Origin of the sequence: Wolbachia endosymbiont (group B) of Melanargia galathea (genome assembly GCF_964030625.1) — a bacterium.
GTDB lineage: Bacteria > Pseudomonadota > Alphaproteobacteria > Rickettsiales > Anaplasmataceae > Wolbachia.
Map to the genome: position 1 here is coordinate 921,851 of NZ_OZ034910.1, position 12,413 is coordinate 934,263.

The 12,413-nt window shown below is 34.3% G+C and carries 10 protein-coding genes; 6 read left to right on the forward strand and 4 right to left on the reverse strand.

What is annotated here, in order from left to right; translation table 11 throughout:
* Positions 1-93 precede the first annotated feature (93 nt).
* The 5 genes from acpP (at position 94) to thyX (ending at position 4,316) form a co-directional block, all read left to right on the forward strand.
* Entirely contained in the window at positions 94-354 is a 261-nt protein-coding gene (gene acpP, locus AAHF52_RS04120; protein ID WP_007302173.1) for an acyl carrier protein, read from the forward strand.
* Positions 355-360: 6 nt separating this feature from the next.
* Positions 361-1,632, forward strand: coding sequence for a beta-ketoacyl-ACP synthase II (gene fabF / locus AAHF52_RS04125; protein ID WP_264376644.1), 1,272 nt, complete (start codon positions 361-363; stop codon positions 1,630-1,632).
* A gap of 412 nt (positions 1,633-2,044) precedes the next feature.
* Complete coding sequence (locus AAHF52_RS04130) at positions 2,045-2,182, forward strand: hypothetical protein (protein ID WP_158307661.1); 138 nt, start codon at positions 2,045-2,047, stop codon at positions 2,180-2,182.
* A gap of 4 nt (positions 2,183-2,186) precedes the next feature.
* Positions 2,187-3,464, forward strand: coding sequence for a UDP-N-acetylglucosamine 1-carboxyvinyltransferase (gene murA / locus AAHF52_RS04135; RefSeq protein WP_264376645.1), 1,278 nt, complete (start codon positions 2,187-2,189; stop codon positions 3,462-3,464).
* Between the two features lie 9 nt (positions 3,465-3,473).
* A complete protein-coding gene (gene thyX, locus AAHF52_RS04140; RefSeq protein WP_264376646.1) occupies positions 3,474-4,316 on the forward strand; it encodes an FAD-dependent thymidylate synthase in 843 nt (280 codons plus the stop codon).
* A 24-nt stretch (positions 4,317-4,340) separates the two neighbouring features.
* Here thyX and AAHF52_RS04145 read toward each other — a convergent pair whose 3' ends face one another.
* The 4 genes from AAHF52_RS04145 to AAHF52_RS04155 all read right to left on the reverse strand — a co-directional run bounded on the left by AAHF52_RS04145 (position 4,341) and on the right by AAHF52_RS04155 (position 10,280).
* Positions 4,341-5,510: a hypothetical protein gene (locus tag AAHF52_RS04145; protein ID WP_264376647.1), complete on the reverse strand. Its 1,170-nt coding sequence runs from the start codon at positions 5,508-5,510 to the stop codon at positions 4,341-4,343.
* A gap of 336 nt (positions 5,511-5,846) precedes the next feature.
* Positions 5,847-7,454, reverse strand: a complete 1,608-nt coding sequence (locus AAHF52_RS07205; protein ID WP_410541891.1) for an ankyrin repeat domain-containing protein — start codon at positions 7,452-7,454, stop codon at positions 5,847-5,849.
* Between the two features lie 12 nt (positions 7,455-7,466).
* Positions 7,467-9,302, reverse strand: a complete 1,836-nt coding sequence (locus AAHF52_RS07210) for a collagenase (RefSeq protein ID WP_410541892.1) — start codon at positions 9,300-9,302, stop codon at positions 7,467-7,469.
* Between the two features lie 9 nt (positions 9,303-9,311).
* Positions 9,312-10,280, reverse strand: a complete 969-nt coding sequence (locus tag AAHF52_RS04155) for a hypothetical protein (protein ID WP_264376649.1) — start codon at positions 10,278-10,280, stop codon at positions 9,312-9,314.
* Positions 10,281-10,378: 98 nt separating this feature from the next.
* On the opposite strand from AAHF52_RS04155, the gene priA reads away from it, so the two are divergent.
* Entirely contained in the window at positions 10,379-12,352 is a 1,974-nt protein-coding gene (priA, locus tag AAHF52_RS04160) for a primosomal protein N' (protein ID WP_264376650.1), read from the forward strand.
* Positions 12,353-12,413 lie beyond the last annotated feature (61 nt).

The window sequence follows — 12,413 nt, forward strand, 5'->3', positions numbered from 1 at the left end:
AGGAAGTTTTTAATAGTTTATATAATCATAAAAGCTATTGCAAACATCAAAATTTCTTATAACATCAGAGAATAGGTTATTTTTTAGTAAGAAATGAACGAATTGGCAAAAAGCACTAGAGAAGATATAGAAGAAAAAGTAAAGAAGATTATACTAGAGCACATCAGTAAGGATGTAGAGGGATTTAGTAGTTCTTCAAAGCTTTCAGACCATGGCACAGATAGTTTAGATGCAGTTGAAATAATCATGGCAGCTGAAGAAGAATTTGGTATAGAGATTCCTGATGAAGATGCGCAAAAAATGGAAACTATGGAACAGATAGTTGAATATGTAGTAAACAAAGCAAACAATTGATGTTGAATGAGCAGAAGAGTAGTAGTTACCGGTGTTGGCTTAATTACTCCACTAGCAGCAGATGTTAATAACACCTGGTCAAAGCTGAAAGAAGGTAAATCTGGCATCAAAGCAATCAATACAGATAGGTTCGACTCTTCTGATCTTGCTTGTCAGGTTGCAGGGCAGGTGCCTATGCAATCCGATAACATTGAGCATTATTTTAATCCACCAGATTATATTTCTGAAAAAGACCTAAAAAGAACAGATCGTTTTATTCACTACGGAATTGCAGCAGCTGTTCAGGCAGTAGAAGATTCACTAATTTTGGAAAATAAAAATATTAATAAAGAGCGAATAGGTGTAGCTATTGGTTCTGGTATAGGTGGTCTTCCGTCAATTCAGGAAAATGTAATTACCATGCAGGAGAAGGGGCCTAGACGTGTTAGCCCATTTTTTGTTCCTGCAAGTCTAATAAATTTGATATCTGGTCATATTTCTATTAAATACGAATTTATAGGTCCAAATGACTCAGCGGTAACTGCATGTGCAACAGGTGCGCATGCGATTATAAACTCAGCAAGAGCTATAAAACTCGGTGAAGCTGACATTATGATTGCAGGCGGAGCAGAAAGCGCGTTATGCAGAGTTGGAATTGCAGGTTTTGCATCGATGAAGGCGCTATCAACTAAATTCAATGATAAGCCTGAAGAGGCCTCAAGGCCATGGGATGAAGAACGTGATGGATTTGTCATGGGCGAAGGAGCAGGTATATTAGTGCTGGAAGAGTATGAACATGCAAAAAAAAGAAAAGCAAAAATATATGCGGAACTCACTGGATATGGACTCACAGGAGATGCGCACCACATCACAGCACCACATCCAGAAGGAAGAGGCGCACTTAAGGCAATGGAACTTGCTTTAAGGAGTGCACAAGTAAGCCCAAGTCAAATTGGGTATATCAATGCACATGGGACTTCAACAACACTTGGGGATAAAGTTGAAGTAATAGCAATGAAGCAGTTATTCGGTGACTATGCCTATAAAATACCTGTTTCCTCGACTAAATCTTCTATAGGACATTTACTTGGTGCCGCAGGAAGTGTTGAAGCAATATTTAGTATCCTTGCATTAAACAATGGAATTGTTCCACCAACTTTAAATCTACACAAACCTTCAGAAGGGTGTGATTTAAATTTTGTACCACTTAAAGCTCAAGAGCATAAAATTCAATATGCGCTTTCTAATTCATTTGGTTTTGGTGGTACCAACGCGTCTCTCATCTTTGGAAAGGTGTAGTTAATTATGCTATTTTGAATCGACTACGAAAATGTCATTCGAGTAGCTGAAACTGGAATGGCTTTGTTGCATCGCTACCTATGAAAGGCTAACTATACAAGCAACTTATTGAAAATCTTATTTTTTTTGCAGTCAATCTGATCAAATTTAAGAATAGTAATTTATTGTTTGTATTAGTAAATTTAATTCTACTTAAAATAGCTAAAGCATTGAAATTCTTGAATTTTAGCTAGATTAGTGAATGGTAGTAAAATTTCTTTTACTCAAATTTAGATATTCACTGACCGTCCTTACTATAAATGCTAGAATAATAAGCTACTGATATTCTTCATCTTTTTTATCTTTAATCCGCCGTAGATAGCGATGCAACAAAGCCAACTGGAATCCAGTTAAATTGGTCAGCATAACAGTAATGTTGAAATATAACATTTTGATGATGATGAAGAAATGGATCCCAGTGTCAGCTACTCGAATGACAGAAGAAGAAAAAGCAAAATTTTGCCTTTTACCGCTAACCTATTATACTTACTTGATAAGTTCTATCGCTTGATTAAATGCATAAAATATTAGTAAGAAGTAACCATAAGCCCTTGATTGGAAAAATCAAGATTAATGGTTCAAAGAATGCAGTCTTGCCAATAATGGCGGCAAGCTTGTTTAGTAATTCTTCAATAACTTTGCATAACGTACCTGATTTAATTGACGTGCATTTGATGTCTGAGCTGCTTAAGAGTCTTGGTGCAGAAGTAAATTTTATATGCAATAAAGACTATAAAGCAAATCACACTTTGGAAATTGACTGTAGCAATATCAATAACCATTTAATATCACATGAAATTGCAAGCAGACTGCGAGCATCTTTTTTAATGCTAGGTCCAATGCTCAGCAGATTTGGTAGAGTTTCAACAGTATTTCCTGGTGGATGTAATATTGGAAAACGTCCTGTTGACATTCATATCAAGGCACTTGAAGCAATGGGAGCTAAAATTGAAATTGATAGCTGTAATATAACTGCAACAACAAAGGGGAAATTGCAAGGCAAAGAAATAACATTTGAAAAAGTAAGTGTTGGTGCAACAGAAAATATAATAATGGCAGCAACACTTGCAGAGGGAGTAACAATAATAAACAATGCTGCAATCGAGCCGGAAGTTCTTGATTTAATAGAGTTTCTGAAGATTATGGGTGCCAATATTGAAGTTAATAATACAAAAATCACAATAGAAGGTGTTGAAGCATTAAATGGGTGTGAGCATAAAATAATACCAGATCGCATAGAGGCCGGTACTTATGCTTTGGCTGCTGTCATTACCGACGGCGAGCTAAAGTTAGAAGGAGTAAGTTTGTCTGATATAGAATGTATTGCAAATGAATTGAAGACTATAGGAGCCAGAGTTGAGTTACATGACGATGGTATTATTATTTCCAGAAAAAATGGCTCTATTAAATCTGCTCACGTTGCAACAAATCCATATCCCAACTTTCCCAGTGATATGCAACCACAACTAATGTCTGCAATGTGCATTGCAGATGGAATATCAATCATTGAAGAGAACATTTTTGAAAGTAGATTTGCACATGCGAATGAGTTAAGAAAATTAGGTGCTAATATTAGCATCGAAAAAAGTAAAGCTACTATAAGTGGAACAAAGAGCCTATCTGGAGCTAATCTGCATGCTAATGACTTAAGGTCAACAGCAGCTTTAATTCTCGCTTCTTTGGTAGCTAAAGGAGAAACTACAATAAATAACTCACATCATTTATGGAGAGGATATGAGGCAATGCACGAAAAACTCAATTCATGCGGGGCTGATATTTTCGTTTCATCTTGAGGATATATTATGAATGAGACAACTAAGCGAACTACAGTAAAAGAAATAGATGACATTCTATACGAAGAACATAAAGTATTAGATCATGGATTTGTTCGAGTAATTGATTATATGGGCTCTGATAGCGCCATAGTTCAAGCTGCTCGCGTTTCTTATGGAAAGGGAACGAAACAGATAAATCAAGATGAGGCACTTATAAAGTATTTGATGAGGCATCATCATACAACTCCATTTGAAATGTGTGAAATTAAGTTTCACGTGAAACTTCCAATTTTTATTGCAAGACAGTGGATAAGACACAGAACTGCAAATGTGAATGAATATTCCGGAAGGTATTCGATACTTGATAATGAATTTTATATACCAGAACAGGTTGCAAAACAATCTGATAATAATAAACAAGGCAGCGGTGAAGCTTTTGACTCAAGTACTTCAAAAGAAATAATAGATTCTCTAATAAATGATTCTAATTTAGTATATTCTCATTATGAGAAATTTATTGAACAGGGCCTTGCAAGGGAAATTGCCCGAACTAATCTAACACTTAATTACTATACTCAGTTTTATTGGAAAATAGATTTACACAACCTTCTTCACTTTTTAAGGCTTAGAGCTGATCAGCACGCCCAATATGAAATTAGAGTCTATGCAGAAGTTATGTTGGACATAGTAAAGAAATGGGTCCCGCTGGCCTATAATGCTTTTGTTGAATACTCGCTAAAATCAGCCTGCATTTCAAAAACTGGTCTTGAAATAATTCGCAAGCTAATAAAAGGAGAAAATGTTGCGAGAGAAGAAAGTGGCATTGGTAAAAGAGAATGGAATGAGCTGATGTCTATACTTGGTAAATAGCCAAAAAGATCGAGTTATGTCCTTTCACAGACTTGCAGGTGTGAGCAACAATTTATTCATACCTTTATCAACTGATATATCAATTATTTTTGAATTTGTTCTTTCTGTTGTTTCATAAAGTTTTTCAGCTTTCTTTGAAATCAGTGTTGCATTTCTAAGTCCAATATGAACTTCGCAATAATCTGCAAAATTTTCAACATACATATCATATGAATAATGGTTTACAGCAAGTTCCATTACCCTACAAACTTCCTCTAATGTAAAATTAGCAGCTCCTGTATCAGGACAAAAGCCAACCGCTCCTTTATTAGGGTCAAAAAATATGTATTTATCATTCTCTGCTTTATACACCAACATAGAATGTCCAGCACCCTTGACATCTGCTCTATTATGAGTAAAACAAAAAGAATTAAATTCTAAGTAGCATCCTATCTCCACATTATTTAAGACATGTTTGATTTGTTCTTGCTCAGTATCGATCCATACTTTTGTTGAAGATAAATCATCACATAATTGCTCATATATTGTTTCATCAGAATAAAATGTATCTCCTTCTCGCTTTTTAATGCTCTGAACATCAAGAATAGGTAAAAATTGCGATAAAAACTTCATCATCAATAACTTAATCGTTTGTTCTTTTCTTCCATCAATATAATTCATAAAATCTTGTTCAGATATAATATTATCAGACTCGAGAAATCCAACAAAATCTTGCCTATTCTCTAATTTTAGAAAAGTAACAAAGTAATTTAATGAGTGACATAACCCTCTTTCGAGAGAAAAACCTAAAATTTCTTCAAATCTATCTTTTAATTCTACAATTTTAGATATACTATCTGACATAAAAGTATTCAAATTAAATTGAATAGCTTTCTCACTTTCAAATAATTTATCATATTGTTCTTCAGCTGATAAATCCGGTGCTTTGTATACATATCTACCATTTTCTCTACGTATACCTTCTATATCTTTAATTATACCTTGTTCTACATTTTTACTGATAGAAATTTGGTGCTTTCCTTTATTGGCAAATTGATTTAAAAACTCCGCAATTTCCTGTTTTGAGAGTCTTGTTTCAACTTGTCCATCTTCTCTATCTTCAGTTTTACAAAACACTTTAACTCTAGGATGTTCCTTATCAGTATAGACTTTTAATACAATAGATTGAGCAATGCGATTAACATATTTTGGCATATTGTTTATTAAGATATTAACTATATATCTTAATAATAGTATAACCTACACCACTTGTCAATTAATATATTAGTAAATTAGTATTATTTATTATATAAAAAAGTAAATTACATAGTGGATGGTCAGTGCTTAACACTGGAATCCAGGAATTTTGATTCTAAATTTGGTATTGATTTTAAATTAAAATAAATGTTTGTGATGAGATTATATGAAAAACTGGATCCCAGACTGGGATGACAGGAGAAGGAAACGCCGGAATGGCAGGGGAAAGAAACACTGGGATGACAGTGAAAGATCTAATTCCTTATATCAATTAATTCTCATCCACCTTTTACATTACATAAACTCATCACTTTTATAGAACATCTCATTAAAATCATTCAAAATTCCAAAATCTTGATTTTTAATAAATAGATGCCCATCTGCAATATAGGACTCAGCAAGAGTAAATGGTTCATCATGATGCTGTGATGCTGGCCTAACAATTTCATTGTACAAAACCATTACTTGCTCATAATTGTATCCACTACCATCATGATATTTACCACGTATAGTGTCATAAAAATTTCTTACATCATCATACGTAACTTGCAGTTCTACCTTATATTTCCCTATTTCAACAGCCTCACCCACTTTGATTTTTAAAGGATGTTGTTTCACATTATCTATAACAATTGTTTCCTCTTGCTTCTCTTCATCTCCTCTTATCGATCTTTTACTCCTTTCTTCACTCGCAGGTTGATCTGCTGGCATTTGGTCTATATCGTTAGATTCTTCTTCTTGCATAGTAATTTTTTTGAGATAGCTAAGCATATCCTTTCCAGCTTTTTCCCAAGTTGCAGCTTCTTTTGAAAGCTCACGATAATAAGAATCATTACCGCCTTTGCTATCTATTACATCTCTTGCTAGTCCTTTCTCTTCTGCCCATAACTCAGCATGTTCAACAAGTGTCCTGCCATCTTTGCCTACAACGTCAACGTCAGCTTTGTTTTTTATTAGATATTCTATTGTATCTAACTTTCCATGCCTCACTGCATGAACTAAAGGTGTCCAACCATCATTATCCTGAGCATTAATATTCGCACCTTTTTCAACTAACTGCTCTATCATCTTCTTATTCCCAAGATCAACAGCAAGATGCAAAGGTGTTAAGCCGTAGCTATCCTGAATATCAATATCCGCATTATGCTCTATGAGATATTTAACTACTTCCATATTTTTCATGTACATGGCAAAATGTAGTGGAGATTTACCAGAGCTAATATCACGGGTATCAACATCTATACCACGATCTATTAAGTATTTAGCAATTTCCGTATGTTTTAGCTCAATTGCATAGTGCAGCAGTGTTTGAGCTGACGTGTTTTTGATACCAAGATCTGCGCCATGCTCAATTAAACTCTTAACTATTTCCGCATTCCCTAGCTTAATAGCAGCAAGTAACGGAAAAGTATAATAACTTTTACTATTAGGATCTGCGTTATGATCTAATAGATACTTCACTATTTCTGTGTTACCTGAATAAATAGCACTGTATAATGGCGTTTTGGAATAAGCATCTTGAATATTAGGATTTGCACCACGATCTATTAAGTATTTAGCTATCTCTATATTTCCAGACTCAATGGCATAGTGTAAAGGTGTCTTATAATACACATATTTAGTATTAGTTTTCTGATAATAATTGTCATGAACATTAAGATTTGCTCCATGATCAATAAGATATTTTGCTACTTCCGTATTTCCTGACTGAATGGCATAATGTAGTGGCGTTTGTCCATTATGGTCTCTTGTATCAGTATATGAATTGTGTTTTAGTAGCATTGCTACTTTGCTTAAATCTCCCAATGAAGCAGCAAAATGTAAACTCGTCGCACCTGTTACCTTATTTATCTCGTTTACTTTTCCTATAGTGTTTTCTACATTATTGTCATCAATATTCACCTTTAAGAAAGGCTATTTATTATACTTCATAACTTTTGTTGTAACAGCTTTTCCTTGTTCGTCTTCACTCACTTTTTTAGCAGGTTGCATAGAATCTTCTCTACTGACACTTTCTATCTTGGTTTTATCACCACTTACATTATGTACTGGGCTATAACCATATAGACCCTTGCCTGCACTTTGTTGGCTTGTTGAACTTTCAACACTGTTAGATTCAACAACATTATATTCCATATGTTGTTCACCACTCAGCTCAGCCTTAACCCATTGTTTAAATTCTTGATCATAACCTTTCAGCTCAGTCAAAAAATCCTCAAATAATTTATTACCTTGAGACCTATTTGCACCAGATTTAGAAAGGCTCTTGAGCAAATTATCAATCATATCTGGATGTTTATCTTCAAGAAATTTGATCACTTGTTCAGCATCCGAATGATAATGTTCCCCTTTATTACTCCAAATATTATTGCGCAATATTTCATCTGGTTTGAGACCTTTATTCTTTATTGCAATCAAGGCCTCTTTATCTCCGTGGTCATTGACATGCCGACCATCTTCTAAACTTGCCATATAGTTAGCAACCCCTTCATGCATGGCCTTAGATAAGACATCACCTGTACCATAATAGGAATTAATGATAGTTAAGGCGTGCCCCAATTCGTGTTTTAAAGTTTTACACGAGTCATCAAATTGGTCTTGTAGATAAAAATAAACATGAACTTCTGAGCCACGCCCTTGAACTGTTAAGCCAGAAGCGCCTTTATAGTTAACGTTCAACTCCTTAAGATAATTTTCGTAGTCACTCTTTGTATTAAATACGAAAACATTAACTTTATTTGGTATGTTGTGCCAAGGCTGAGAATTATTAATGCCAAATGCTGAATCAAAATCTTTTATAGTACTCTCGATGGCATTTTTTACACTACTCAATTTGCTCTGAGTTAATTCCTCATCATCATATTTTATATTTATTTGAAGCTTGTGTTCGCCAAAAGTCATAACTTCACTATCTGGCACAAGATCTGCCACAATTTTATCGCCACTTTTTACATCCATCCACTGCTTAAATTCTTTTTCAACTTCTGAGTTATTCAAAAGATGCTTGAATTTTGATATCGCTTCTACTCTATTGAAGGACATTTCAGTAAGCAATTGCTTTATGAATTGAGGATGTTTTTCTTGTAGGAATGTCACTAAGCAATCTGATATTCTATAGTCGTTAGACATACTTGCTATTTTATATGGTGTATCATGCCCAGATTCATGCATTTTATTGTATGCTTCTTTTGTATAATGCATATCGCGAGTGCTTTCTTTTTTAGCTGCATCATAGCTCCACATGAAAAGCTTCATACCGGTACGTAAAACTTCAGGTACTGTATCCATATTACCGGTAGAGTACTCAAGAAATGCATCGCTCATTTTTTCCATTAAAATTTTAGATTTTGCACAAAGTAAGCCATTTACATCTCCAACAATAAAAGTCTTTGCTATCGTGCCGTCAGCTTCGTGTGCTCTTACTGTTCCACCACCCCATAATTCTCTATGGTCCTTACCACCTGAAAGTTCCTTGATGTGAGCTTTGTAATCATCGTAATTTTTCAGCACATAAAGCTGCAATTTTACTGGACCAGAATGAACGCTTTTTTGTGAATAGAAATTATCAGACCAGGCTCCGTAAGCATCTTTTACAGTTTGTTTTATATACTCAGGGGTATAACTAGCTAATCCCCCATATTTTACTTCTATTGTAAGCTGATCGTTTATTACTATACTTTCTTTATTTGGAAATAATTTTTTAATCAAAGTTTGTGATTTATCATATTCAGAATTTGTTTTAAATTTCATATCCACCTCTTAAAAATTTTCACTATAAATAAGTCTTGAGAAAAATGCGTTAACTGTAGATTCAGCCTTTACCTTGTTTTTGCACAACTGCTGAGATAGTTGATCATCGCTGAAAAGCCGATTCTTAGTATCGAGATATTTAGCATAGTTGCCAGCAAGTATTGAGTAGAAACCGCTTTCAAGTTCAAGATAAGAGCTGCTATTGAGAACAAAAAATAAATCGCTCTGGTCAAGCAGTATGTCATAACCAGAGCTCGTACAATGTAAGTATTCATTACTTTCATACTCTGCTATGTAGTATTTACTTGCATCAAGATCACCATTAAGCTGTAAAATTGCTGCTGAACGTCCATTCCCAATACTATGGCCTTTTATTACTTTAAGTACTTTAATCTCATCATTTTCTATGAGTTCTCTTAACTTTTCATTCTTTTGATTTAATTCTTCCTCTGCCTTTCTTCTGTCTTCTTCTAATTTTGTTTCTTTTTCAACAAGCTCATTTTGTATTTGCAAAAACATATCTTGAATGGTTAAGCCATTTAGAAAGTAATCCAATACACTTGACACAAACGGCTGCAATTCACCATTATCTTCAAAGCTCTTTTCCTGCTTTTTGTCATATTGAGTGGGATTATAGATTGCATACAGAGGATAAAAACCATAATTCACCTCGTCGAATGATAACTCTATCGAAAATCCGCTCTGATCAAGTGGAAGTTTAGTAGCTAAATATCTACCATTATTATCTCTGACATACAGCTCATTTATACCATAGTGCCCACTATATTTGTTGTAATAAATATAAAAATTCTCAGGATTAAGATTAAAGTAATCATCTAAATTGTTAGGTTTACCGAGCTTTTCACATAGAAAACTCTTGCTCTTATCTGTAAGTTTGATGCGTGTAGAGAAGTAACACCGATCTATTCGGTCACCTTTTTCTATTTCAAAGTCTAGGACTATTTTATCGCTAAACATACAGAATTTCCTCACATTTCCAATATTTATGATTATAAATTGTGTACTATGAAAAAAGCATTAAGGCTTCTTTATGTATCTAAAAACAGCGCTAACTTATGACAAGAATAGTTGACGTATTACTACCACTTCCAATTGATCAGCTATTTTCATATGCAATTGAGAAAGATACTGAAACTTCAATTGGAGATTACGTAGTGGTACCATTTGGCAGAAAGCGTTTGATTGGAATAGTTTGGAAATATAGCGGCAAGAGTGATCGAGAATTAAAATGCATTGAACAAAAGATCGAGTTACCGAGTATCAGACCAAAACTGATCGAATTTGCAGAGTGGGTTGCGCAGTATAATGTAATACCTATCGGTATGCTTGCCAAAGTAATAATGGGAGGAGTATTAAAGGTAAATCAGATAGATAAGTTAGTTTTCACTAAGCAAAAGCAGGAAATAAGTGAAATAGATTACCAATTAAGCCCTGAGCAGCAAGCAGCTCGCGATAAGATAATAAGTAATTTGAATGAGTATTCAGTGACTTTGCTTGACGGTGAAACCGGGTCTGGAAAAACGGAAGTTTATCTCTCTGTGATTGCAAGGTTAATTGAAATCGTAAACGATGCACAAGTCCTGATCCTTCTGCCAGAAATTGTCCTAACTTCACAATTAGTAAATCGTGTTCACAGTCAGATATCTGGAAATATAGCTGAGTGGCATTCAGGACTTACTCCCAAAGCTCGCCGAAATAATTGGCTTAATATAGCAAATGGAAGTGCGCAGATAATTATTGGGGCAAGGTCATCACTTTTTTTGCCTTATAAGAACCTAAAATTGATCATCGTTGATGAAGAGCATGACTCATCCTTTAAACAGGAACAAGGAATTATATATAATGCTCGAGATATGGCAATTATCTTAGCCAAACTCGAAAATATTCCGATTATTTTATCATCCGCTACTCCGCTGCTTGAAACAATTTATCATGTTAAAAAAGGGAATTACAACCATGTAAAGCTAACCGAACGATTCGGTGGTGCAGAGTTGCCGCACATAAAAGTAGTGAATAATAAACAATGGATTTCAAATGAGCTTTTCGAAGGGATAAAACAAACCATAGAGAAAAAACAGCAAGTTATGCTCTTTCTAAACCGCAGGGGGTATGCGCAACTTGCAGTTTGTAAAAAATGTGGATATAAAATTTCCTGCTCAAATTGCACTGTATGGCTTACGTACCACAAGAAAAAGAACGTCCTTTTGTGTCACCATTGTTCTTACCAATCAAAACTTCCAGAAAAATGCTCGAATTGTCAAAGTGAGCAGTCATTATCCCTTTGTGGTATAGGAATTGAGAGGTTACTTGAAGAGATAGTAAAACTATTACCAAATGCAAAAACTGCAATTATCAGCAGCGATCAGAAATCGCTTGGTAGCGTCATTGACTCAGTGCTCAAAGAAGAAGTGAATATTATAATTGGTACACAAGTAATTGCTAAAGGGCATAATTTCCCTAAGTTAACTTTGGTTGGAGTGATCAATGCAGATTTAGGACTTGAAAATTCTGATCTTAGGGCAGCAGAAAAGACATATCAATTATTGCATCAAGTTGCAGGAAGGTCGGGAAGGTTTAATGAAAAAGGAATGGTAATAGTGCAAACTAATAATCCTGAAAGTTTGATAATAAAAGCATTGCAGCAGCAAAAAAGGGATTTGTTTTATGAAATTGAACTTGAGTCAAGAAGCAAAGCTAAAATGCCCCCATTTAGTAGATTAATAGCGCTTATAGTTTGCGGTAAGGATCAATTTGCAACACAAAAAGCAGCAAATGAGATAACAAACTTTTTGCATAATCAATTTTCAACTACCTCTCAGCACTTGACATTGAAAGAATTTGAAATTTTTGGCCCATCACCAGCAGCAATAAATTTCTTAAATAATAAATATCGGTATAGAGTGCTACTCAAAATACACAATAAACATAGTTTATCTATAAAGAAAAAGCTAAAATATTGGATTAAAAATTACAACTTGAATTCAAATATTGCAGTAACAATAGATGTTGATCCTGTGAGTTTCTTTTGAATTTATTTGACATTTGTAGGAATTGCTAATAAGTTCTATTAATTTTTTAATTAAAAAACTT